This is a genomic window from Mycobacterium sp. IS-1264, assembly GCF_001954195.1.
In the GTDB taxonomy this organism is placed as follows: Bacteria; Actinomycetota; Actinomycetes; order Mycobacteriales; family Mycobacteriaceae; genus Mycobacterium.
This window is the reverse complement of the sequence record NZ_MBES01000052.1, coordinates 100,190-121,998: the sequence shown is the minus strand read 5'-3', so window position 1 is coordinate 121,998 and position 21,809 is coordinate 100,190. Positions and strand designations below refer to the sequence as shown.

At 65.8% G+C, this 21,809-nt stretch carries 23 protein-coding genes; 9 read left to right on the top strand and 14 right to left on the bottom strand.

The genetic code is table 11. The annotated features are described in order from the left end of the window. Positions 1 to 6: 6 nt before the first annotated feature. Entirely contained in the window at positions 7 to 1,209 is a 1,203-nt protein-coding gene (locus tag A5744_RS09540; RefSeq protein ID WP_076060380.1) for an amidohydrolase family protein, read from the bottom strand. Beyond that, entirely contained in the window at positions 1,209 to 2,063 is an 855-nt protein-coding gene (locus A5744_RS09535) for an enoyl-CoA hydratase (RefSeq protein ID WP_076060660.1), read from the bottom strand. The genes A5744_RS09540 and A5744_RS09535 overlap by 1 nt, the downstream gene beginning before the upstream one ends. Before the next feature lie 295 nt (positions 2,064 to 2,358). Here A5744_RS09535 and A5744_RS09530 point away from each other — a divergent pair, with 295 nt between their 5' ends. Continuing rightward, complete coding sequence (locus A5744_RS09530; protein WP_076060379.1) at positions 2,359 to 2,598, top strand: CsbD family protein; 240 nt, start codon at positions 2,359 to 2,361, stop codon at positions 2,596 to 2,598. Positions 2,599 to 2,689: 91 nt separating this feature from the next. Here A5744_RS09530 and A5744_RS09525 read toward each other — a convergent pair whose 3' ends face one another. Both A5744_RS09525 and A5744_RS09520 read right to left on the bottom strand, forming a co-directional pair. Continuing rightward, positions 2,690 to 3,697 carry a dihydrodipicolinate synthase family protein gene (locus A5744_RS09525; protein ID WP_076060377.1) on the bottom strand — a complete coding sequence of 336 codons (1,008 nt, stop codon included), beginning with the start codon at positions 3,695 to 3,697 and terminating at the stop codon, positions 2,690 to 2,692. Positions 3,698 to 3,731: 34 nt separating this feature from the next. After that, positions 3,732 to 4,529, bottom strand: coding sequence for an SDR family oxidoreductase (locus A5744_RS09520; protein ID WP_076060375.1), 798 nt, complete (start codon positions 4,527 to 4,529; stop codon positions 3,732 to 3,734). A 255-nt stretch (positions 4,530 to 4,784) separates the two neighbouring features. Between A5744_RS09520 and A5744_RS09515 the strand changes: the two genes are divergently transcribed. Then, positions 4,785 to 5,597 carry a TetR family transcriptional regulator gene (locus A5744_RS09515; protein WP_076060658.1) on the top strand — a complete coding sequence of 271 codons (813 nt, stop codon included), beginning with the start codon at positions 4,785 to 4,787 and terminating at the stop codon, positions 5,595 to 5,597. Between the two features lie 18 nt (positions 5,598 to 5,615). On the opposite strand, the gene A5744_RS09510 is transcribed toward A5744_RS09515, so the two are convergent. Both A5744_RS09510 and A5744_RS09505 read right to left on the bottom strand, forming a co-directional pair. Then, entirely contained in the window at positions 5,616 to 6,509 is an 894-nt protein-coding gene (locus tag A5744_RS09510) for an enoyl-CoA hydratase/isomerase family protein (RefSeq protein ID WP_076060373.1), read from the bottom strand. Continuing rightward, positions 6,506 to 7,189 carry a hypothetical protein gene (locus A5744_RS09505; RefSeq protein WP_076060372.1) on the bottom strand — a complete coding sequence of 228 codons (684 nt, stop codon included), beginning with the start codon at positions 7,187 to 7,189 and terminating at the stop codon, positions 6,506 to 6,508. The genes A5744_RS09510 and A5744_RS09505 overlap by 4 nt, the downstream gene beginning before the upstream one ends. Positions 7,190 to 7,309: 120 nt before the next feature. On the opposite strand from A5744_RS09505, the gene A5744_RS09500 reads away from it, so the two are divergent. Genes A5744_RS09500 through A5744_RS09475 form a run of 6 tightly spaced genes read left to right on the top strand, consistent with a single transcriptional unit; the run spans position 7,310 to position 14,254 of the window. Beyond that, on the top strand, positions 7,310 to 8,125 hold the full coding sequence (locus tag A5744_RS09500; RefSeq protein ID WP_076060370.1) for an enoyl-CoA hydratase-related protein: 816 nt from the start codon (positions 7,310 to 7,312) through the stop codon (positions 8,123 to 8,125). 9 nt (positions 8,126 to 8,134) lie between these two features. Beyond that, positions 8,135 to 8,947 (top strand): enoyl-CoA hydratase/isomerase family protein, encoded by an 813-nt coding sequence (locus A5744_RS09495; RefSeq protein WP_076060369.1) that lies wholly within the window; start codon positions 8,135 to 8,137, stop codon positions 8,945 to 8,947. Beyond that, positions 8,944 to 9,726, top strand: a complete 783-nt coding sequence (locus tag A5744_RS09490) for an enoyl-CoA hydratase/isomerase family protein (RefSeq protein ID WP_076060367.1) — start codon at positions 8,944 to 8,946, stop codon at positions 9,724 to 9,726. Before A5744_RS09495 ends, A5744_RS09490 begins: the two co-directional genes overlap by 4 nt. Continuing rightward, positions 9,726 to 11,201 (top strand): AMP-binding protein, encoded by a 1,476-nt coding sequence (locus A5744_RS09485; protein ID WP_076060365.1) that lies wholly within the window; start codon positions 9,726 to 9,728, stop codon positions 11,199 to 11,201. The genes A5744_RS09490 and A5744_RS09485 overlap by 1 nt, the downstream gene beginning before the upstream one ends. Beyond that, positions 11,191 to 12,729 (top strand): class I adenylate-forming enzyme family protein, encoded by a 1,539-nt coding sequence (locus tag A5744_RS09480; RefSeq protein WP_076060364.1) that lies wholly within the window; start codon positions 11,191 to 11,193, stop codon positions 12,727 to 12,729. Before A5744_RS09485 ends, A5744_RS09480 begins: the two co-directional genes overlap by 11 nt. After that, entirely contained in the window at positions 12,722 to 14,254 is a 1,533-nt protein-coding gene (locus tag A5744_RS09475) for a class I adenylate-forming enzyme family protein (RefSeq protein WP_076060362.1), read from the top strand. Before A5744_RS09480 ends, A5744_RS09475 begins: the two co-directional genes overlap by 8 nt. Here A5744_RS09475 and A5744_RS09470 read toward each other — a convergent pair. Both A5744_RS09470 and A5744_RS09465 read right to left on the bottom strand, forming a co-directional pair. Next, positions 14,251 to 14,559 carry a hypothetical protein gene (locus A5744_RS09470; RefSeq protein ID WP_076060361.1) on the bottom strand — a complete coding sequence of 103 codons (309 nt, stop codon included), beginning with the start codon at positions 14,557 to 14,559 and terminating at the stop codon, positions 14,251 to 14,253. The two genes, A5744_RS09475 and A5744_RS09470, sit on opposite strands and share 4 nt — an antisense overlap. A gap of 1 nt (position 14,560) precedes the next feature. Continuing rightward, a complete protein-coding gene (locus A5744_RS09465; RefSeq protein ID WP_076060359.1) occupies positions 14,561 to 15,217 on the bottom strand; it encodes a DJ-1/PfpI family protein in 657 nt (218 codons plus the stop codon). A gap of 75 nt (positions 15,218 to 15,292) precedes the next feature. On the opposite strand from A5744_RS09465, the gene A5744_RS09460 reads away from it, so the two are divergent. Next, positions 15,293 to 16,240 carry a helix-turn-helix domain-containing protein gene (locus A5744_RS09460; protein ID WP_076060357.1) on the top strand — a complete coding sequence of 316 codons (948 nt, stop codon included), beginning with the start codon at positions 15,293 to 15,295 and terminating at the stop codon, positions 16,238 to 16,240. A gap of 4 nt (positions 16,241 to 16,244) precedes the next feature. Here A5744_RS09460 and A5744_RS09455 read toward each other — a convergent pair whose 3' ends face one another. From A5744_RS09455 to fabG, 6 genes are all read right to left on the bottom strand, one after another. After that, positions 16,245 to 16,601, bottom strand: a complete 357-nt coding sequence (locus A5744_RS09455) for a hypothetical protein (protein WP_076060356.1) — start codon at positions 16,599 to 16,601, stop codon at positions 16,245 to 16,247. A gap of 67 nt (positions 16,602 to 16,668) precedes the next feature. Beyond that, positions 16,669 to 17,358 (bottom strand): GntR family transcriptional regulator, encoded by a 690-nt coding sequence (locus A5744_RS09450; protein ID WP_076060354.1) that lies wholly within the window; start codon positions 17,356 to 17,358, stop codon positions 16,669 to 16,671. A gap of 4 nt (positions 17,359 to 17,362) precedes the next feature. After that, entirely contained in the window at positions 17,363 to 18,556 is a 1,194-nt protein-coding gene (locus A5744_RS09445) for an acyl-CoA dehydrogenase family protein (protein ID WP_076060352.1), read from the bottom strand. Beyond that, on the bottom strand, positions 18,553 to 19,758 hold the full coding sequence (locus tag A5744_RS09440) for a CoA transferase (protein WP_076060351.1): 1,206 nt from the start codon (positions 19,756 to 19,758) through the stop codon (positions 18,553 to 18,555). The genes A5744_RS09445 and A5744_RS09440 overlap by 4 nt, the downstream gene beginning before the upstream one ends. Further along, positions 19,755 to 20,972 (bottom strand): acetyl-CoA C-acetyltransferase, encoded by a 1,218-nt coding sequence (locus A5744_RS09435; protein ID WP_076060349.1) that lies wholly within the window; start codon positions 20,970 to 20,972, stop codon positions 19,755 to 19,757. Before A5744_RS09435 ends, A5744_RS09440 begins: the two co-directional genes overlap by 4 nt. 21 nt (positions 20,973 to 20,993) lie before the next feature. Further along, a complete protein-coding gene (gene fabG / locus A5744_RS09430; protein ID WP_139331296.1) occupies positions 20,994 to 21,734 on the bottom strand; it encodes a 3-oxoacyl-ACP reductase FabG in 741 nt (246 codons plus the stop codon). Between the last annotated feature and the right edge of the window lie 75 nt (positions 21,735 to 21,809).

Sequence of the window (21,809 nt, the reverse complement as noted above, 5' to 3'; positions counted from 1 at the left end):
GGCCGCCTAGGCCGCCACTGGGGCTGTGACGCCCAGCAGATCTAAGGCGTTCTCGCGCATGATCTTTCGAATATCCGCGTCGCTGAAATCCTTGAGCTCCTCGACAAACGACAACGGGGACTCGAGGCCCTCGCCGTGCGGCCAGTCGGAGCCGAACAGGATCTTGTCGACGCCAATGACTTCGGCCAACTCCGGCAAATCGTCCTCGTAGTAGGGGGCGATCCAGACGTTGTTGCGCAGCTGTTCCACCGGATCCTCGGGGAAATCACGGGGCTGGGTGTTGGCCGCCTTCTTGAGGCGTTTGACCAGCCGGTGGACGAAGTACGAACCGTTTTCGATGCTGACCGCCTTGAGTTTCGGATGCCGGGTGAACACGCCGTGCACGATCATCGAGGCCATGGTGTCATGAATTGCACGGTCGTCGAGGAGAACGTTATCCAGCGGGTCCTTGGCGCCGAATCCCTCGAACGTCGACTTGCCGCCCCACGCCGCCGCGATGTGCAAATAGCCGCTGTCGCTCAAGTGGAATCCCACCGGAACGCCCGCCTCGGCCAGTCGCGCCCACACCGGATCGTGGCTGCGATCACCCAGTGACCGCGGCTTGACCAGGCCGGGCACCGGCGCCGGTCGCACCAGCACGAGCTTGGCGCCGCGCGCCAACACGAACTCCAACTCGGCGAGGGCCTGGACCGGATCGGCCAGCGAGATGATCGGCGCGGCGATGATCCGGTGGTCGGGCCGGTCGAAGCCCCAGTCCTCGTCCAGCCACAGGTTGAAGGCGTGCACCGACGCCATCGTCGCCTCGATGTCGTGCTTGAGCGCCTCCTCGACCCCACAACCGAATGTCGGCAGCATGAACACGGTCTCGATGTCCTGGGTGTCCATCACCTGAATGCGCGCATCACGGTTCTGGTACTCGGGATGTTCGGCCAGTCGCTCGACCTTCATCAGCGACGCCGGGTCGACGCCTTCGGGAATCTCACCGCGGAACAACAAGTCCAGGCAGCCCGGCACGATGATCGGGTCGAAGGTCGGATTGGGAACGAAATGGTTTACCCGGCCCCCGATCACGGCCAGAGTGCGCTTGCCTTGGGTGACCATCTGCACGCCGCGGCTCTTGAACGCCTTGTCCAGGTGGCGGGTGAACGCGTCGAGCGGTTCGTAGTAGTGGTTGTCGACGTCAATCGCCTTGTACCGCAAGCTACCCATCATGATTCCTTTCCGGTACCCGCGAGCGAGGGAAACTGCGGCGGGCGCTTCTCGAGGAAGCTCGTGATCCCTTCGATGACGTCAGGCCGCGGCATCGCCTCGTGCAGCAACACCTCGGCACGCGAAGTGGCTTCCACGACATCGCGCGTCGCGTCGCCGTATACCTGCGTCTTGATCACCGCCATCGACGCCGGCGAGCAATTGCGCGCGATGTCCTCGGCGTAGTCGAGCGCGCGCTTCATCAAGTCTTCCGGCGCGACGACCTCTTTGACGAGGCCCAGCTGGGCGGCCTCCTCGGCGAGGAAAGTGCGCCCGCTCAGCAACAGGTCGAGGGCGACGCCCCAGTTGGTCAGCCGGGGAAGTATCCAGGAGATGCCGAATTCCGCGATCAGCCCGCGGCGGGCGAACACGGCGGCGAACTTCGCTCCGGCGGCGGCGAACCGGACGTCGCACATCAGCGCCTGGGTGAGCCCGATGCCGACGCAGGAACCGTTGATCGCGGCGATGACGGGTTTGCGCAGCGTGGTCACGAAATGCGGCGGGCGTTCGCCAACCAGGTCGGCCAGGTCGGTCCGACCCGCCTTCTCCATGGTCTCGCCCAGTTTGGCCGCCGAACCGGGCGCGCCCAGGTAGGCGCCGGCGCAGAATCCCCTGCCCCGGCCGGTCAGCACGATCACCCTGACGTCCGGGTCCTGTTCGGCACGGTCGACGGCGGCGTAAAACCCGGCGGCAAGGTCGGGGCCCCAGGCGTTGAGGCGCTCGGGGCGGTTGAACGTGAGGATCGCGATTCCACTATCTGTGGCCTCGTACAGCACAGCGTCTTCGGCGTCTGAGGCGCCGTCGCTGCCGGACATCGTGCGCGGCACCCCCTCGTGCTTGACTGCCGGATTCGGTGGGCTTTTTGTACCCATACTGTATACCTATCGGTACCGCATTCCACAACTGCCACCGGGGCCACACGAAACCCGGGCCAACAGCGAATTCCGTGTCGCCGAAGTCGTCGACGGAAGTGTAAATCCCCCGCTCACGAGGCGATCGGATGATTCGTGTCCCGGGTGTGGCGAGCGACACGCCGCGACACACGTTTGGTCCCGCCCGGCGACCGGGAAGACGCATAGGAGACATCCATTAGCGAGGGGAGGGAATGCAATGGTTGACATCAAGAGCGGTGTAGCGGAAGCCGTCAAGGGCGTCGTGGAAGACGTGAAGGGCAAGGCCAAGGTCGTCATCGGCGCGGTGATCGGTCGTGACGATTTGTTCAACGAGGGCAAGGCCCAGCAGGACAAGGCCCAGGCCCAGCGCAATGCGGCGAAGAAGGAGGCCGAAGCCGAATCCGCCCGCAGCGCGGCCAAGCTCGCGGAGAAACGCCAGCAGGCCGAACAACACTAGCATCAACCGCATGGCGAAAAGGCCCGGCCTCATCGGAGGTCGGGCCTTTCGTCTTGAAAGTAGCTCGCCGCCAATCGTTTTCGCGCGACAGCTACTGGTCGATGAGCCCCAGCCGGCGGTAGGCCTTCTCGATCTGGGCCTTCGCCTCGGGCGGCAGCACCGCTTGGGGCGGCCGGGAGTGCGGGTAGTCACCTACCGGCAGACCCAGCAGCGAGGCGGCGTACTTGAACGCGCCGCCCCAGTGGGTGAAGTAGTCCGATCGCCCGGGGTAGCAGGTCCACCAGGATCCGACGTCCAGGTCGAACTGGTCCATCCCGGACGCGCGGCCGTAGTCCATCGCCTCGAGCAGTTTGTCGTTGCTGACCAGATCCCAGTACTCGGAAAACAGTCGCCGCTTGGGGGTCTCGAACAGGTAGCCGGCCGTACCCAATTGCGCCGGGCATACGATGCCGGCACGCAACCACCCCGCGCGATACACGGTCCGGTCGCATTCCCAGACCGCCAAGTCGGGAGCCAACTCGTGCAGCCGCCGGCTGGCCTCCGGCCGGAAGGCGCCCTCCTTGGTGGCGCACACGGCGGGTACCTCGTCGTAGATCCGCGCGCTTTCGGCCGGGGTCAACACGTAGCCGGAGGACGGGGAGTTGAACATCCCCAACGCGATATCGGTGCGCGCGCCGATGTACTTGAAGAACCGCAACACGCCCTCGCCGCCGTGGGCCTCCATCATCGGCGTTTGGATGTAGGCGATGTCGGCGCCCACCTCTTGGGCGTGGAGCGTCAACTCCAGACAGTCCTTCGCCGACATCGCGGCCGTGCAGGCCTGCACGACGACATCGGGATTCAGTGTGCGCGCCTCCTCGATTGCCACCTCTAACAGGCGTCTGCGCTCGTCGAGGGTCAGCGACCAGAACTCGGCGATGCCGCTGGTGCACCACAACATCGGGTGGCCGAGGTCGCCGACGCAGTAGCCCACCAGCGTCCGGTAGGCGTCCCAGTCGATGTCGTCGCCGTCGGCGCCGCAGAACGGCGTGTAGAGGGAGTCGCCGATTCCCCGCAGTGCCCCTCGCGCCCAAACACGCGCCTCGGCAGCCGTCGCCATAGTCCACTCCTTATGTGCGCCAAGCGATTTGAGATCAGGTGAAGTCGGAACCACCGTCGACGTTGATGTTGGCCCCGGTCATGTAGGAGTTCCGTCGCGACGCGAGGAACGCGGCGACGGGCCCGATTTCTTCCGGTAGCCCGGCCCGGGGCATTTGCGCCGGATGCCCGAAGTGCTTGCCGATGGCCTCCATCAGGCGATAAGGGTCGCTCCCGTCGACGCCGACCGAATTCGCCCAGCCGACGAGCGACTCGGACGCGATGCTGCCCGGCGACACGACGTTGACCAGGATCTCGTCCTTTGCCAGCAACAGGGACAGGTTTTTCGAGACGCTCGTCAGCATCGACTTGGCCGCCGTATAGGCGGGCAGCATCACACTTTGTCGCTGCGTCGAATGCGCCGAAAAGTTGACAATCCGAGCCCATTGCGCGTTGCGCAGCAACGGAAGTGCCGCGCGAACGCAGCGCACCATTCCCATCACGCCTTCTTCGACGGCCTCGCGCCACTGGTCGTCGGTCAGGACTTCGAAGCTGCCCGGCGCGCCCGGGCCGACCGTATTGATGAGCACGTTGAGTTCGCCGTTCCACCGCTCGCCAAGCTCGGCGAACAGCTTGTCGACCTCGCCGGCGTCACCGATGTCGGCGGCGAGTCCCACGGCATCGGGACTACCGCACCGCGTCAAATCCGTCACCGCGCTGTCGAGGCTGGCCCGTGTTCGGCCGACGACCGCCACCCGGGCGCCTTCCTCGGCGAGGCAACGCGCCGTCGCCAGCCCCATGCCACGGCTACCGCCGACGACCACCGCAGCGGCGTTCGCCAGTCCTAGATCCATGGTGTAATCCGCGGCTCATCGGGAGATTCACCCACAGGGTTGCGTCCGGCCATCTTCGCCCGTCCAGCCTTATTTACCAAAAAGCCTACGATAGGTATTACAGTAGCAGATGGAAATTTGCACGAAAGCCGAGTTGGCTGGTCAAAGGCGAACAGCGACACGCCCGCGTATGCGCAGGTGGGAGAGGATCTGCCGGTAGATTCACCTGCACGGGTGGCACGGTTCTTCAAGACCGCAGACGCAGGATACATTCTGATGGAGGTGCCCGTAGTGGCAAAGCAGGCAACCGCTGACAAGCGGCAGCGACGCGAACGCGGATCCATCAATCCCGATGACATCATCAGCGGCGCATTCGAACTCGCAGAGCAGGTATCGATAGACAACCTGAGCATGCCCCTGCTTGGCAAACACCTCGGCGTCGGTGTCACCAGCATCTACTGGTACTTCCGCAAGAAGGACGATCTGCTCAACGCGATGACCGATCGCGCCTTGAGCAAGTACGTGTTCGCCACCCCGTACGTCGAAGTCAGCGACTGGCGCGAGACGTTGCGCAACCATGCACGTTTGATGCGCAAGACGTTCATGGGTAACCCAATTCTGTGCGACCTGATTCTGATTCGCGCCGCGCTGAGTCCCAAAGCCGCGCGCCTCGGGGCGCAGGAGATGGAAAAAGCGATCGCCAACCTGGTCGAGGCCGGGCTCACGCCCGAGGATGCCTTCGACACCTACTCCGCGGTCTCGATGCACGTCCGCGGGTCGGTGGTGCTGCAGCGGCTCTACGAAAAGAACCAATCGACGGACCTCGGACAGCGCGCAATCGAGGACGCCGTGGCCATCGATCCCGGAACCACTCCCCTGCTGGCCCAGGTGACCGGAATCGGCCACCGCATCGCGGCCCCCGACGACACCAATTTCGAATACGGCCTCACGTGCATCCTCGACCACGCCGACCGGTTGATCGAAGAGGGCAAGCGGTCGAAGGGCGCCAAGTCGGCGCCATCGCGGCAACGCAAGGCGGCCAAGTCACCAGCTCAGCGGGCGCGGAGCAAGGCGCCGGCGGCGCGTTAGCACCGGCGAATCGCGTTATCACGCATCGGGTTCCGGCACATCGAAGTGCTCATCACGTAGCCGAAATGCTTCCTTGGTGCCGTGCTGTGCGCGGGTTTTGACGAAGTTGAACTCGTCCGGGCCGAACTGCAGGTTGGTGCCGAAAGCGTGGAACAGATAGCTCGCCACTTCCTCACCCTGGTACGCCTGGGTCTGCTCGACGAGCCGGAACGCCTCCTTGGCGATGACGACTCCATCGGCCGGCATCTTGGCCGCCTTCTCGGCCCAGTACCGGGCGCGGGCCGTGACGGAGCCGGGATCGCATGTGTCAGTGAAGATTCCGAGCTGCTCGATGTCGCCGGCTTCGATGATGTCGCCGGTCAGCAGCAGGCGCCGGGCCAGCACCGGCCCCAGCCGATGGAAGAACATGTGCAGGCTACCGAGCGCCGGGCCGAGGAAGCGCGTCGCCGGCATGCCGATCTTGGTGTCGCGCGCGATGACGGAGATGTCGGTCATCAGCGCCATCTCGAAGCCGCCGCCCAGGGCGTAGCCGGCGATCTCACCGACCGTTACCTTGGGGAAGCCCAGCAAGTTGTGGTAGAAGCCAAATGACTTGCGGTCCACCGTGAGTCGCCTGCGCTGGCTGGGACGGCGCTTGGCCGCCGCATCGTCTGGACCGCCCTCCTTCCCATACCAGCCGTACGCGTTGTTCATGTCGGCGCCGGTGCTGAAGACGCCGTCGACCCCGCGCAGCAGGACCACCGTGAGGTCGTCGTCGTCGGCCACGCGATCCAGGCAACGGGCGACGGCGTCGCGCATGGCGGCGTCGTAGGAGTTGCGTTGCTTGGGATTGTTCAGCGTGATCGTCGCGATTCGCCGCTCCGCATCGACGTCGAAAAGTACCCGATCGTCCGGGTCGCCCGAGGCAGTCATCCGTCGGATTCCTTTCGCCGCCTGCCGAATTTGAATCCGGTCAGCTTCTCCGGCGGCGAGGCCAACGTGTTGACCTCACCGATGCACAGCACTTCGTCGTCGAGCAGGAGCCGGGCCGTCGACGTGATCCCCCGTTCGCCCTGCGAACGAACGATGTCGAACCGCAGCTCGGTCAGCATCGGCGTCGGCCGGCGGAACGTCACGAGCAGTGATCGCGTCTTGCCGGAAAGCCCGGTGACGCAATTGTGATGCTGTATGACGCAGTCGAAAAAGACGCCCAGAAAGCCGCCGTGCACCAGTCCGGGCGGGCCTTCGTAGACGAGGGGAAAGACGACCCGGCCGCCGGCCGTCTCGGCGTCGAGATGATCGAACCCATACTCCGGAAAGCATGGATTGTAGGCGCCGATGTCCGTGGCGTGATTGAGATAGACGCGCCGGGGATCGTCGTCCATCTCACCTATTCGGGGCGCGTAGTCCTTCGGAGCGGCGGCGCCCAGCTCGCTTTCCCATTCGGCGAACTTGGAGAGCATGACGTCGACCGTCGGGTGATCGTGTTCGAGGCTGAGCAGCAGGGAACTCAGGCGCCGCATGGCGCCGGCGGCGGCCACGGTCTGGGCCAGCGGGGCCTCGCCGAACTTAGCGTCGCCGGTGTGGGGCGAAGCGGTTGTGCCCTCGGCCATGCTTCCTCTTTCACCCGGATATTTCCGTCGGCAGCGTTTCCTTGCTAACTTATACAGCGTATCAATCGTATTGCCTACTGTATGGGTAACCGTATCGGCGGAGAAAGGCCGGATTCGACGGTGAGCCACGAGGCCGAGAAGGCCGGTGCCGACGGTTCGGTGACTGTGCGCCGAGACGGCGCGGTCTTGCGGGTCACGCTCGACCGGCCATCCCGGCGTAATTCGTTGACCCAGTTGATGATCGGGACTTTGGTCGAGACGTTGACCGATGCCGCCGCCGACGATTCGCTGCGGGCGATTCACCTTCGGGGCGCCGGGGACGACTTCTGTGCGGGTGTCGACTGGGTGGCCACCAACGATCGGCAGCGCCCGCGTACCGGTGATCTGGTGCGGCGCGTTCCCCACCAAGCCCATCGGGTGATCGAGCTCGTCGGGAGCATTCAGCTGCCGGTGGTGTGCAGCGTGCAGGGACGGGCGGTGGGGTTCGGCTGCAATTTGGCGCTGGCCGCCGACTTCACCGTGGCCGCGACCGACGCGGTGTTCTGGGAGCCGTTCGTCGACCGCGGCTTCAGCCCGGATTCCGGCTCGACCTGGCTGCTGCCCCGACTGGTCGGCCTGGCCCGGGCCAGGCGAATGCTGCTGCTCGGCGAGAAAGTCAGCGCGGCGGGTGCCGCCGACTGGGGATTGATTCACCAGGCGGTAAGCCCCGCCGAACTCGACGGCGCCGCCGAGGAGTTGGTGGGCCGGCTGGCGTCCGGGCCGACGGTCGCACTCGGGCTGGCCAAGCAAGCGCTGGGCTTCGGTCAGGATGCGACGCTGAGCCAGTCGCTGATCCAGGAGCTGTTCAATCTGGAACTATCGTGTCGGACAAGCGATTTCAAAGAAGGCCTGGAAGCCTTCCGGCAACGCCGCGCTCCGAAATTCAACGGCCGATGAGGAGCAGGGATGCCCACTGACTCGTTCGACACCATCGACTACGACGTCGACGGGCACACGGCCACCATCACGCTGAACCGGCCGGAGGCGCTCAACGCGCTGAGCCCGCACATGATCACCGAACTGCGGGCCGCCTACGACGAGGCCGAGAACGACGACAGGGTCTGGCTGCTCGTCGTGACCGGCACCGGACGCGCCTTCTGCACCGGGGCCGACGTCAAAGCCATTCCCGGCGACGGCAAGGTAATCAACGAACGGCCGTATTTGTCGACCTACGAACAGTGGGAGGCACCGCAGGAGGGCACGCCGCCGTTTCGCACGATGGCGAAGCCGGTGCTCGCGGCGATCAACGGATTGTGTTGTGGTGCCGGGCTGGACTGGGTCACCACCGGAGACATTGTCATCGCGTCGGACAAAGCGACGTTCTTCGATCCCCATGTCAGCATCGGGCTCGTGGCCGGGCGCGAGGTGGTCCGGGTGGCCCGGGTGCTGCCGCGCTCGATTGCCCTGCGCATGGCTCTCATGGGCAAGCATGAGCGGATGAACGCACAGCGGGCATACGAGCTCGGGCTGATCAGCGAGATCGTCGAACACGACCGGCTGCTGGAACGCGCCCACGAGATCGCAGACATCGTCAACTCCAATGCGCCGCTGGCGGTTCGGGGCACCCGGCTCGCCATCATCAAAGGCCTCGACCTGCCGCTGCACGAAGCCGAGATGCTGGCCGAGTCGTTCCGCGAACGCAACCTGCACACCGAGGATTCTCTCGAAGGGCCCAAGGCGTTCGTGGAAAAGCGGAATCCGGATTGGCAGTGTCGATGAGTTTCGAAACCATCCTGCTCGACGTCGACGCCTCCGACCACGTCGCGACCATCACGCTGAATCGGCCCGAGCAGCTCAACGCCTTCAACCGAGCCATGTGTGAGGAGATGGCCGAAGCCTGGCGCGCGGTCAAACTCGATGACTCGGTGCACTCCGTCGTGCTGCGCGCCGCCGGCGACCGGGCGTTCAGCGCCGGCCTGGATATCAAGACGCCCTACGGCCAACCCGAAAACGTCTGGAACCACCAAGATCCCGGCGAGTCGCTGAGCCCCAAGTGGCAGAAGATGTGGAAACCCGTGGTGTGCGCCGTCCAGGGCATGTGCACCGCGGGTGCGTTCTACTTCCTCAACGAATCCGACGTGGTCATCTGCTCAACGGACGCAACGTTTTTCGATTCACACGTGTCGGCCGGCCTGGTCTGCGCGTTGGAGCCGATCGGCCTGATGCGGCGCATCGGTCTGGGTGAGACGTTGCGGATCGCGCTCATGGGCAACGACGAACGGGTCGGCGCCGACACCGCGCTGCGAATCGGCTTGGTATCGGAGGTGGTCTCCCCGGACCAGCTGTGGGACCGTGCCCGTGAGATCGCCGCGGCGATCGCCGCCAAGCCGCCGTCGGCGACCCAGGGCACCGTGAAGGCGATCTGGGAGTCGCTGGACAAGCCGTATCGAGCCGCATTGGAGCAGGGGCTGATCTACACCCGGCTGGGAAACCCGCTCGGCACCGCCGAGTTAGCCACCCAGCAGAGCGAGGGCCCGCGCCAGCCGAAGATCCGCTGATGCCTCCTCACCCACTCAGCCAGCGCATCGCGGAAGTACTTGACCTGCAGCCCGACTCGCACGCCATCGAGTACGAAGGCCGGTGGTTGTCGTGGCGTCAAGTTGGCGACGCGGCACGCCACATCGCATCCCTCACCCCCAACCACAAGGCCGGGATCGGGATGCTGCTGCGCAACCGGCCAGCCCACGTCGCGGCATTCCTCGGTGTGCTGCTGGGCGGCGGAACTGTGGTCACCATCAATCCATCTCGGGGCGATGAGCGCACCCGAGCCGATATCGCCGGGCTACGACTGCCATTGGTCATCGGCGATTCCGAGGACCTGGCGACGCTGGTCAGCCCGGAGACCCCGACCGTCGCGATCTCGGGCCTGTTGGACGATGCCGGCGGGTCGCCGCGACCGACGCCGGACACCGCTGACCCACCCGGCGTGGCGGTCCGGATGCTGACCAGCGGAACCACCGGCCCTCCCAAACGAGTTGACCTCAGTTACGACATGCTGGCGCGCAGCGTGATGGGTCCCGATCCGGAGAACGCGCCGGCGCCCACGCGGCTGAGGCGCGGAGTCGCGATCGTCAATTCGCCGCTGGTGCACATCGGCGGTGTGTTCCGGGTTTTGCAATGCATCGCCGAAGCGAGATCGTTTGTGCTGCTGGAAAGATTCGAGCTCAACGCCTGGGCCGAGGCGGTCCGCAAGCACCGGCCCCGCGCGGTCTCGCTGGTACCGGCGGCATTGCGGACGGTGTTGCACTCCGATGTGCCGCGGGCCGACCTGGACAGCATTCGGGCGGTCACCTGCGGCACGGCTCCGCTCTCGGCCGACGACGCCGATGCCTTCACCGACAAGTACGGCATCCCCGTGTTGACTTCCTATGCCGCAACCGAATTCGGCGGAGGCGTCGCCGGCTGGACCCTGACCGACTACCAGAAGTACTGGCGCGCCAAACGCGGCAGCGTCGGCCGGGCCAACCCGGGCGCGCAGCTGCGGGTGGTCGGCGATGACGGCGAGACGCTCGAGCCGGACCGGGTGGGCCTGCTCGAGGTGAAGCCGGGACAACTCGGGCCTGCGGCGACGTGGATGCGGACCACGGATATGGCGCGAATCGACGCCGATGGCTTTGTGTGGATCGTCGGGCGCGCCGATCAGGCGATCATCCGCGGCGGGTTCAAGGTCTTGCCCGACGACGTCCGCGTCGCACTGGAGGGCCACCCCGCGGTGGCGGGCGCCGCGGTGGTCGGGCGACCCGATGATCGGCTCGGGGAGACTCCGGTCGCCATGGTGGAACTGCGCGCAGCCGAATACGCCGACGCCGACGCGCTGGTGGAGTACCTGCGAACGCGATTGGCCCGCTACGAGATTCCGACCGAAATCGCGGTCGTCGACACGATCCCGCGCACACCGTCGGGTAAGGCCGATCTGAGTGCGGTCCAGCGTTTCTTCGACGAATCCGCCGCGCAGCGAGACCATGTGCGGTGAGTTGACGGTCGCCGGAATCCTGCGGACCCAGACGCAGTCGCGCGGTGGCCACCCGCTTCTGGTCTGCGACGCCGATCGCATCGGCTACGCCGAGGCCGATCAGCGGTCGGCCGAGCTGGCCCGCGGACTGATCGCCCTCGGCGCCGGCAAGGGAACACATGTCGGCCTGCTCTATCCAAACGGCCTCGAGTTCGTCGTCGGGATGCTCGCGGCCGCGCGAATCGGCGCCGTCGTGATCCCGTTTTCGACTTTCGTCACCGCTCGCGAGCTGCGCGAGCAACTGGTCCACAGCGATGTCGAAATTCTCTTGAGCGCCGAGTCGTTCCGCTCCCACGATTACGCGGAACGAATCGCCGAGGCGCTGGCGGACCCCCGCTTCGATTCGGGCGAACGCCTGTTCGTCTCCGCCGCACCGCAATTGCGCCACGTTGCGCTCACGCATGGGCAGCTCTGCGGGCTGGCCACGTCCGTCGAGCCCGCGCTGCTCGCGGCCATGGAACACGATGTCGACGGCTGCGATCCGCTGGCCGTCGTGTACACGTCGGGATCGGCGAGCGCTCCCAAAGGAGTGGTGCACACCCACGCCGCCCTGCTCGAACATCAGCAAAACCTCAACGAGATCCGCGGTTTGACCGCGGCCGACAAGCTGTTCTGCAATTCGCCGTTTTTCTGGATCGGTGGGTTCGCGTTTGGCCTGCTGGCCACCCTGGTTGCCGGGTCGACGCTGGTGTGCTCCAACGCCAGCGATGCCGGCGAGACGCTCGACCTGCTGGAGGCCGAAAAGCCAACCATGACCAACGGTTTCGCAGCCGGGGTCGTTCACCTGGCCAACCATCCCAGCTTCGCCGAACGCGATCTGTCCTCGATGCGCCGCGGCAACTTGTACCCGATCATGCCGCCCGATGTTCGCCCGGCCGACCCGGAGTTGCGTCACAACATGCTGGGCATGACCGAGGCCGGCAGCGTCGTACTGATCAGCGACGACGAATCGGATCAGCCCGAAGCGCGGCGGGGATCGTTCGGTAAGCCGGCACCGGGATTCGAGACCAAAATCGTCGATCCCGATTCCGCGGGAGTCGGGGAGCTGTGCATTCGCGGACCGTACGTGATGCAGCGGTATTACAAGCGCGGCCGCGAGGAATGCTTCGACGCCGACGGCTGGTTCCACACCGGCGATTTGGTGCGCGTCGACGCGGACGGCTTCTTTTATTTCGCCGGCCGGCTCAGCGCGATGATCAAAACGGCGGGCGCCAACGTCTCGGCGGCCGAGGTGGAGAAGGCCATCGCCAAGGTCACCGGCGCCGAGGCACACGTCGTGGGCATTCCGGACGCCGAGCGGGGCGAGCTGGTAGCGGCCGTCGTCGTCCAGCCCAATCTCGACGAAGGCGCGTTGCGCGAGCGGCTCAGGGCCGAATTGTCGGCGTACAAAATCCCGAGGCGGTTCGCCGCCCTGACCCGCGCCGAAATACCGCTGCTGTCCAGCGGCAAGGTCGACACGCAGCGGCTGAGGAAGCTGTTCGATGCCTGACACCATCGACCGGCTTGTCAGGTTGCGTGCCACACAGCACGGCGCCAAACCGATGGTGATCGACCCGACGACCCGGATCAGCTACCGCGAACTCGACACAACCACACGCGATTTGGCCGCGATCTTCGTCGACGCCGGCATCGGAAAGGGCACCCGGGTCGGGCTGATCATGCCCAACTGCGTGCGCTGGGTGCAGGTCGCCGTCGCCCTGACCCGGATTGGCGCGGTGCTGGTTCCGCTGAGCACGCTGCTGCGGGCCGGGGAACTGGTCGCCCAGCTACGGGCCGCCTCGGTGCAGTTCCTGGTGAGCGTCGCGGAATTCCGCGGCCACCGCTACCTGGAGGAGGTCTGCTCCATGCCGCGGCTCGAACTTCCCGCCCTGCGCGAAGTTTGGCTGGCGGACCGGTTCGACGACCACGCCGCGGCCGGTGAGGGCGCTCGCCGGATCGTCGACGCCATGACCGAAACGGTCACCCCCGCCGACCCGCTGGTCATTATGTTCACCTCCGGCAGCAGCGGAGCACCCAAGGGTGTCATCCACTCGCATGGCAATGCGTTGGGCGCGGTCGAGTCGGGCCTGTCGGCACGCTGCATCGCCACCGACACGCGCCTGTATCTCCCGATGCCGTTCTTCTGGGTCGGCGGCTTCGGCAGCGGGATACTGTCGGCGCTGCTGGCCGGTGCCACCCTCGTGACCGAGGAAATCCCGCGCCCCGAAACCACCCTGCGGCTCCTCGAAACCGAGCGCGTCACATTGTTTCGCGGCTGGCCCGATCAGGCCGAGGCGCTGGCCCGGCACGCGGAAACGGTTGGCGCCGACCTGTCGGCGCTGCGGCACGGCAGCCTGGAAGCGCTGCTGCCGCCCGAGCAGCGCGCCGCTCCCGGGGCGCGGGCCACGCTGTTCGGCATGACGGAGGCGTTCGGGCCCTACTGCGGCTATCCCGCCGACACCGACATGCCGCCGACGGCGTGGGGCAGCTGCGGAAAACCCTTCCGGGGCATGGAGGTCCGGATCGTCGACCCGGATGGCGGTGGACCGGTTCCCGCGGGAACCGTGGGCATGATCCAGATTCGGGGACCGCACACGCTTCGCGGCATTTGCCGTCGCAGCCGCGAAGAACTGTTCACCGCCGACGGCTTCTACCCCACCGGCGATCTCGGCCACCTCGATCGAGACGGGTTCCTGTTCTACCACGGCAGATCCGACGACATGTTCAAAGTGAGCGGCGCGACCGTATACCCGAGCGAGGTGGAGCGCGCGCTGCGCACGATCGACGGCGTCCAGAACGCGTACGTCACCAACGTCTCCGGGCCGTCAGGTGAGCGGGTCGGCGCGGCGGTGGTTTGCCACGACGAGCTCACGCCCGAACAACTGAGGGTCGCTGCCCGAAAGCTGCTGAGCGCCTTCAAAGTTCCGACTGTGTGGCTGATGCTGCGATCCGACGACGACGTTCCGCGCGGCGGCACCGGCAAGGTCGACATCCAGCGCCTGCGGGAGGCACTGCTCGGGGCGCAGCGCGACTAACGGCGACTGCCGGACACCGCCGACCGCGGCAACCGGCCCGCGCGAGAATGCCCGGTCATGACGCCACCGTCGACCACGACGTCGAAGGCCAGATTCAGCCGAATGGGCTTGGTCACCGATTGCCGCCATGTCAACCGGGTGCCGTCCGCGACGATCTCGCTCCGAATGCCTTGCAACGGAACCGTTTCGGACTTATAGGTCGCCGTCCCGCCGAGCCCGTCACGAGATTCCCTGAACACATACTCCACGGCGAGTGTGCCGATCGGCGTTTTGATCGTGACGTCCCATTCGCCTTCGATACCCAACTCATGCCTCCACTGGTTCTCGCCCGCTTGGGCGCCACACGGTGCCCCGGCGCTCGTACTCGAAGAGTTCCTCGACGGCGCGCGGAATTCGCGGGCCGTACCACCGCTCCAGCAGGTAGAGACCCAAGTCCAGCCCCGATGTCACCCCACCCGCGGTGACCAGATCCCCGTCGTCGACGACCCGAGCCGCCACCGGGTGCACGCCGGAAGCCTCGAGTAACTCCAATCCCAAATGATGCGTCGCCGCGTGGCGTCCTTCGATCAGGCCCGCCATCGCCATCACCACCGATCCCCCGCACACCGCCGCCATCGTCACCTCTGGGTTGGCGAAAGCCTTCCGCAACAACGGCGTTAGCTCGGTCTGGCTTGCCCGGGCCAAAACCACCGGAATGGTCTCGACGCCGTCATCCGGGTCCCCGGCCACGGGCCCGCTGGCGCCGGGCACGATCACACACCCGCGGCTGTCCGGATCAAGCGTGGCGGTGGCGGTCAACGCGAGTCCACGGGTTCCCCCGGTCACGCTGCGCGCCCCTTCCGCCGACACCAGCGTCACGGTCAGCTCGCCCCCCACCCTGTCGCTGCCCGCGGCCAGCACTTCGAAGGGCCCCACGACGTCGAGCGGGTCGAACCCGTCGTACAGCACGATTTGCGCATGCATTCAGCCATCGTCATGGGTCGGGCGGCGGTGGGCCAGTGGCTGGATTGACACGATGCGCCGGTATATTGCCAAGCCATGCATCGCGTGGCAGTGCTGGCGGAGCCGGATGTCATCGCGTTCGACGTCGCCATCGCGGTCGAGGTATTCGGCCGTGTCCGGCTCGAGGACGGCGCGCCCGGCTACCGGGTCCGAGTGTGCGGTTGCGAGCCCCTCCTAACGGCCGGACCGATCCGCATCTGCACCGACTTCGGCCTGGAAGAACTCGGCAACGCCGACACCATCGTCGTGCCGGGACGCAACGACGTCACGGTGCCGGTCCGCGACGACGTCGCCATCGCCCTCAAGTCGGCCCACAGCCGCGGCGCCCGAATCGCATCCATTTGTAGCGGAGCCTTCACCGTGGCGGCCGCGGGCATCTTGGACGGCAGGCGCGCGACCACCCACTGGCTGGCGGCCGAATTGTTCTCTGCCGCTTATCCCAACGTCCGGCTCGACGCCGATGCCCTCTACGTCGACGAGGGGCAGATTCTCACTTCGGCCGGAGCATCAGCGGGCCTGGATCTCTGCCTGCATATGGTCGCAAGCGACTACGGTTCCGCGGCGGCCGCCGACGCCGCTCGCTTGGCCGTCACCCCGCTCCATCGCACCGGCGGGCAAGCGCAATTCATCATCCGCAATCGCCGCATGTCCAACACCGAACTCGATGGCCTGCTGGCATGGATCGAAAACAACGCGCACCTGCCGCTGACCCTCCGCGAGATCGCGCGTCAGGCGTCCACCAGTGAGAGGACCATCAACCGGCGCTTCAAGCAAGAGACGGGGCAGACACCCATGCAGTGGGTCAACGGTATTCGGATCAAGCATGCGCAGGAGCTGCTGGAGAGAACGTCCGACAGCGTCGAAAACGTCTCACGCCGAGTCGGTTTCGCATCGGCGACGAATTTCCGTGAACAGTTTCGCCGACTGGTCGGGGTGGCACCGCAAAGCTATCGCAACACGTTCCGGGACAAGGCCGGCAGGTGACGGGTCATTGGACTCGCGTCCAGGGTTGACAGTTCTGCGACTCGAAGGCCTTAACCGATGTGTTGATATTGGCGAACATCGGACCGATGGAGGTGTTCGTCTGGAGCACATGGTCCTTGTTCGCATCGGGCGTGCTGTAGGTGAACCACGAGCACATCGAGTCCTGGGTCGGCACATTGTTGATCCAGACGCCAAAGGCCGACCCCGACCCGCCAGTGTGGTAGAGGCCCGGTGCAATGTCGGGTCCGACGACAAAGACACCATTGCCGGGGATCGGGTCGAGCGGGTCGGCGATGGCCGGAGGCGCGAGCGCGACCATGCATGCGGCGAACACGGCCGACGTGCGAAGGATTGGGGGCATTTCTCATCTCCGTACCGTTGCCCACCCCAATGGCAGGGTAAGCCCCGCCGCGCTCGCACAACAACAGCTAGTCCCGTGAACCGTTTACCTCCACGACAACCCCATGGGCGGTGAGGTGGTCGATCAGCGGAACGGCGCCGGCGGCAAGGTGTTCTGACATCGCGGCCCGCGCGAGTTTGTCGTCGCGCTTTTTCAGCGCGGACAGGATCCGGCGATGGTCCTTCATCGACTGTTCCGGCCACCCTTTGATGTTGGGGAACACCGATTCCGGGGCGTAGCGGGTGATCTGCAACATCAGCTGGGCGAGCTTGGGTGAATCCGCGGCAACGTTGATGGCCCGATGGAATTCGTGGTTGAGACGAACGGTTCGCTCATGGTCGTCGCCGGCATAGGCGTCTTCGAGCTGCGCTTGGATCTCCTTGAGTTCGCGCAACTGGTCGTCGGTGATGTTGATCGCGGCGCGTGCGGCCAGCTCGCCGCCGACGTGAGCCTGCACGTTGGCGACGTCGGCGACATCGCGCCCGGTCACGGGCAACACCACGAATCCCCGGCGCGGCTGCTGGGCGATGAGGCCCTCGGCGCGCAGGGCGAACAGCGCCTCACGCACCGGGGTGACACTGATCCCCAGTTCCGCGGCAAGCTGGTCTAGCCGAACGTAGGATCCCGCGGCGTAGGTGCCGTCGAATATCCGGGTGCGGACGAATCGCGCGACGTCCTCGGAAAGCTGAGGCCGCGCGGCGAAATCCGGAACGCTCATCGCCTCACACCCGATACTCGGCGAGCAATCGCTTGCTGATGATGGACTTCTGGATCTCGCTGGTTCCTTCGCCGATGAGCAGGAACGGCGCATCGCGCATCAGCCGCTCGATCTCGTATTCCTTGGAATAGCCGTAGCCGCCGTGAATCCGGAAGCTCTGCTGCGTGACCTCCGAACAGTATTCGCTGGCAAGGTATTTGGCCATGCCGGCGGCGACGTCGTTGCGTTCTCCCGAGTCCTTCAGCCGCGCCGCGTTGACCATCATGAGGTGTGCGGCTTCGACTTTGGTCGCCATCTCGGCCAGCTGGAACGCGATGGCCTGGTGCTCGGCGATCGGCTTGCCGAAGGTGTGGCGTTGCTGCGCGTAACGCACGGCGAGTTCGAAGGCGCGGATTCCGATGCCGCAGGCTCGTGCCGACACGTTGACCCGGCCGACCTCGATGCCGTCCATCATCTGGAAGAATCCCTGCCCCAGTGTGCCACCGAGGATGTCGTCGGCGCTCGCCCGGTACCCGTCGAAGATGAGCTCGGTGGTTTCGATGCCCTTGTAGCCGAGTTTGTCGATCTTGCCGGGAATCGTCAGGCCCGGCACGACTTCACCGAAACCGACGGGTTTCTCGACAAGAAACGCGGTCAGGTTGCGGTGTGGCTTGTCCGAACCTTCGTCGGTGCGCACCAGCACCGCCACGAGCGTCGACGTCGCGCCATTGGTCAGCCACATCTTCTGTCCGTCGATGCTGTAGGCGCCGTCGGAATTCCGCTTGGCCCGGGTGCGGATCGCGGCGACGTCGGAGCCCAGCTCGGGCTCGGACATCGAGAACGCGCCGCGGGATTCGCCGATCGCCATGCGGGGCAGGAACCGCTGCTTCTGCTCGTCGGTGCCATGCTGACGCAGCATGTACGCCACGATGAAGTGGGTGTTGAGCACCCCCGACACGCTCATCCACCCGCGTGCCAGCTCCTCGACGCAGAGGGCGTACGTGAGCAGCGACTCCCCCAGGCCGCCGTACTCCTGCGGAATCATCAGTCCGAACAGACCCATCTCGCGCATCTGGTCGACGATGTCCTGGGGGTAGGTGTCGGCGCGCTCGAGTTCCGGCGCGTTGGGAATGACTTCCTTGTCGACGAATTGTCGTACGGTGGAAATGATTTCGGTCTGAAATTCGGTCAGGCCGAGCGTCTGCGCGAGTCTGGTCATGGGCTGTCGTTCCCTATCGTGTTGGTGCTTATCAAGCGCTCGATGTCGGCCGGGATCAATCCCAGGCACTGCGCGAGCAGATCGGCGGTGTCTTGCCCCAGGGTGGGTGCCGGAGCGCTGGCGGGATGGGTGCCGTCGAACGAGATCGGCAGGCCCGGCGCGAAATAGTCTCCGACACCGGGTTGATGCAGCCGTGAGAAGAGCGGGTTTGCGGTCACTTTGGGGTGTTCCGCGGCCTCCGCGAAGGTGCGATATCGCTCGAACAGGACGGTGGTGTTCGACAATGCCGCGGTGACTTCGTCGGCCGTGTGCTCGGCGAACCAGGTGGAGAACAGGCCGGAGAGAGCATCACGGTACCGATAGCGGTCCCCTTCGGCGGCGAAGTCCACACCGAGTGCCCCGGCGAGCGCCGACACCGCGGCGCTGGTGCCCGTCGCATCGACCAGGTCGCGAAAGTGCCTGCCGGTCAACGTGACAACCATGAATGCCACACCGTCGCGACTGGTGAAGTCCTGGCCGTATTGGCCGTAGATGGCGTTGCCCAATCGCTGGCGTTGGGTCCCGTTGACCTGCGGCTCGGTCAGCAGGCCCAGATTTCCCGCGGTGGCCAGCGCGACGTCCTCGAGCGCCAGGCTGATGCGCGCACCCCTCCCGGATTGCTCGCGGCGCCGGACGGCCGTGACCACGGCCAGCGCGGCGTACAGGCCGCAGCACACATCCCAGGCGGGCAGCACATGATTGATCGGACCGGCATGATCGGCCGGTCCGGTCACGAGCGGGAATCCGAGACCGGCGTTCACGGTGTAGTCCACCCCGGTGGAACCGTCGCCACGCCCAACGAGCTGCACGTGGATCACGTCGGAACGCTTGGCGAACAACTGATCATGGCTCAGCCAGGACAGACCCGCGGCGTTGGTGACGACGATGCCGTCGCCCTCGACGATCAGCCGCTGGACGAGTTCTTGACCTTCTGCCGAGCGCAGATCGATGGTGGCCGAACGTTTCCCCTTGTTCAATCCGGTCCAGTAGATCGACGTGCCGTCCGCCGCCAGCGGCCACCGCTGGACGTCGGAGGCGCCGCCGATCGGGTCGATTCGGATCACCTGGGCGCCGAGCTGACCCAGCGTCATGCCGCACAGCGGTGCGGCGACGAAGCTCGACACCTCCACCACGGTCAGGCCGCTCAGCGGCAACTCGCTCACGTCGAAGCGACCCGTTCGAAGACCGCGGCAAGCCCCTGGCCGCCGCCGATGCACATGGTCTCTAACCCGTAGCGCGCCTCCCGGCGATGCAGTTCGCGCGCCAGGGACGCCAACATCCTGCCGCCGGTGGCGCCGACCGGGTGACCCAGTGAGATGCCCGACCCGTGCACATTGGTTCGGTCGTGGTCGGCCGAGCCGAAATTCCATTCGCGCATCACCGCAAGCGCTTGTGCGGCAAAGGCTTCGTTGAGTTCGATGACGTCGATGTCGGACAGTTGCAGGCCCGCCTTGCCGAGCGCAACCTCGGTCGCGGGCACCGGGCCGATGCCCATGACGTTCGGCGCCACGCCCGCCAGCCCCCACGACACCATGCGGACCAACGGCCTCAGCCCATATTCTGCGGCCTTCTCGCGCGTGGTCACCACGCACATGGAAGCCGCATCGTTCTGTCCGCTGGAATTGCCGGCGGTGACCGTCGCATCCGGATCTTCGGCCAGCAGAACGGGTTTGAGCTTGCTCAGCGACTCGACCGATGTGTCGGCGCGTGGATGCTCATCGGTGTCGATGATTTCCTCGCCGTGCCGACTGCGGACCTCGACAGGAATGATCTCCTCCGCGAATACGCCGTTCTTTTGCGCCGCCACGGCACGCTGGTGTGAGCGCACCGCGAGCTCGTCTTGCTCCCGGCGCGAAATGCCGTACTGGCGACGCAGGTTCTCAGCCGTTTCCAGCATGCCGCCCGGAACCGGATGGTGCCGGCCGCCGGCCGTGGTGCGTCCCCGGGCCAGCCCGTCGTGCACCCGGACACCCCCGCGCGCGCCACCCCACCGCATGTCGGTGGAATAGAACGCGACATTGCTCATGCTTTCGCATCCGCCGGCGATGACGAGGTCGTGGTCGCCGTTGGCCACCTGCAGGCACGCCTGAATCACCGCCTGCAGACCGGACCCGCAGCGGCGATCGACCTGCATGCCCGGAACCGTCACGGGCAGACCGGAATCCAATGCCACCACTCGCCCGATCGCGGGCGCCTCGCTGCTCGGATAGCAGTGCCCGAGGATGACGTCGTGCACGGCCTCCGGCGCAAGTCCGGTTCGTTCGAGTAGTCCTTTCAGCGCGGCGACACCGAGGTCGACCGCGGTCTGCGACTTGAACATTCCGCCGTAGCGGCCGATCGGTGTCCGTACCGGCTCACAAATAACCGCTTCACGCATGGTTATCCTTTCGCGGCAAGCTCAGATGTGCCGGCCGCCGGTGACTTCCATGACGGTGCCGGTCATATACGAGGACAGGTCGGAGGCCAGGAACAACGCGACGCTGGCGACCTCGCTGGGCTCCCCCGCCCGGCCCATCGGAACCTCGGCCTCCTTCTGATCCCAAATGCGTTGCGGCATGGCCTCCGTCATGGCCGAGCGAATCAAGCCGGGGGCGATGACGTTCACCCGGACTCCCAGATAGGCGAGTTCCTTGGCGGCGGCCTTGGTCATCCCGACGATCCCGGCCTTGGCCGCGGAGTAGTTGGTCTGGCCGATCATGCCGACCTTGCCGGACACCGACGACATGTTGATGATCGCGCCGCGCTTGTTTTCCCGCATGATGGCCGCCGCCAGACGGATGCCGTTCCAGGTCCCTTTCAGGTGCACGTCGATGACCTGATCGAATTGTTCCTCGGTCATCTTGCGCATCGTCGCGTCGCGGGTGATCCCGGCGTTGTTGACCATGATGTCCAGGCCGCCGAAGCGCTCGACCGCGGTCTGGATGAGGCTCTCGACATCGGCCGCTTGAGTCACATCGCACCGGACCGCCAGGGCAACGTCATGACCGCCCAGCTGCTTGGCGGCAGTTTCGGTCGCCTCGAGATTCACGTCTCCGAGCACGACGCGCGCGCCTTCGGCGACGAATCGCTCCGCGATAGCGAAACCGAGACCCTGTGCACCACCCGTGACCACCGCGGCCTGACCGCTGAGCAACGACACTGAAGACCACTCATCCTTAATCGCGTTCTTGCTCCCAGGGGGACCCCTGCGATCCGAATATCATATTTCATATAG

What these genes read in the sequence shown, in the direction of transcription:
- A5744_RS09510 (WP_076060373.1), bottom strand. Translation starts at nt 6,509, where the DNA reads ATGACTGCCTCGGGCGACCCGGACGATCGGGTACTTTTCGACGTCGAT.
- A5744_RS09480 (WP_076060364.1), top strand. Translation starts at nt 11,191, where the DNA reads ATGTGCGGTGAGTTGACGGTCGCCGGAATCCTGCGGACCCAGACGCAG.
- A5744_RS09450 (WP_076060354.1), bottom strand. Translation starts at nt 17,358, where the DNA reads ATGAGCGTTCCGGATTTCGCCGCGCGGCCTCAGCTTTCCGAGGACGTC.
- A5744_RS09460 (WP_076060357.1), top strand. Translation starts at nt 15,293, where the DNA reads ATGCATCGCGTGGCAGTGCTGGCGGAGCCGGATGTCATCGCGTTCGAC.
- A5744_RS09505 (WP_076060372.1), bottom strand. Translation starts at nt 7,189, where the DNA reads ATGGCCGAGGGCACAACCGCTTCGCCCCACACCGGCGACGCTAAGTTC.
- A5744_RS09495 (WP_076060369.1), top strand. Translation starts at nt 8,135, where the DNA reads ATGCCCACTGACTCGTTCGACACCATCGACTACGACGTCGACGGGCAC.
- A5744_RS09540 (WP_076060380.1), bottom strand. Translation starts at nt 1,209, where the DNA reads ATGGGTAGCTTGCGGTACAAGGCGATTGACGTCGACAACCACTACTAC.
- A5744_RS09465 (WP_076060359.1), bottom strand. Translation starts at nt 15,217, where the DNA reads ATGCATGCGCAAATCGTGCTGTACGACGGGTTCGACCCGCTCGACGTC.
- A5744_RS09435 (WP_076060349.1), bottom strand. Translation starts at nt 20,972, where the DNA reads ATGCGTGAAGCGGTTATTTGTGAGCCGGTACGGACACCGATCGGCCGC.
- A5744_RS09525 (WP_076060377.1), bottom strand. Translation starts at nt 3,697, where the DNA reads ATGGCGACGGCTGCCGAGGCGCGTGTTTGGGCGCGAGGGGCACTGCGG.
- A5744_RS09535 (WP_076060660.1), bottom strand. Translation starts at nt 2,063, where the DNA reads ATGTCCGGCAGCGACGGCGCCTCAGACGCCGAAGACGCTGTGCTGTAC.
- A5744_RS09485 (WP_076060365.1), top strand. Translation starts at nt 9,726, where the DNA reads ATGCCTCCTCACCCACTCAGCCAGCGCATCGCGGAAGTACTTGACCTG.
- A5744_RS09520 (WP_076060375.1), bottom strand. Translation starts at nt 4,529, where the DNA reads ATGGATCTAGGACTGGCGAACGCCGCTGCGGTGGTCGTCGGCGGTAGC.
- A5744_RS09515 (WP_076060658.1), top strand. Translation starts at nt 4,785, where the DNA reads ATGGAGGTGCCCGTAGTGGCAAAGCAGGCAACCGCTGACAAGCGGCAG.
- A5744_RS09475 (WP_076060362.1), top strand. Translation starts at nt 12,722, where the DNA reads ATGCCTGACACCATCGACCGGCTTGTCAGGTTGCGTGCCACACAGCAC.
- A5744_RS09530 (WP_076060379.1), top strand. Translation starts at nt 2,359, where the DNA reads ATGGTTGACATCAAGAGCGGTGTAGCGGAAGCCGTCAAGGGCGTCGTG.
- A5744_RS09490 (WP_076060367.1), top strand. Translation starts at nt 8,944, where the DNA reads ATGAGTTTCGAAACCATCCTGCTCGACGTCGACGCCTCCGACCACGTC.
- A5744_RS09445 (WP_076060352.1), bottom strand. Translation starts at nt 18,556, where the DNA reads ATGACCAGACTCGCGCAGACGCTCGGCCTGACCGAATTTCAGACCGAA.
- A5744_RS09455 (WP_076060356.1), bottom strand. Translation starts at nt 16,601, where the DNA reads ATGCCCCCAATCCTTCGCACGTCGGCCGTGTTCGCCGCATGCATGGTC.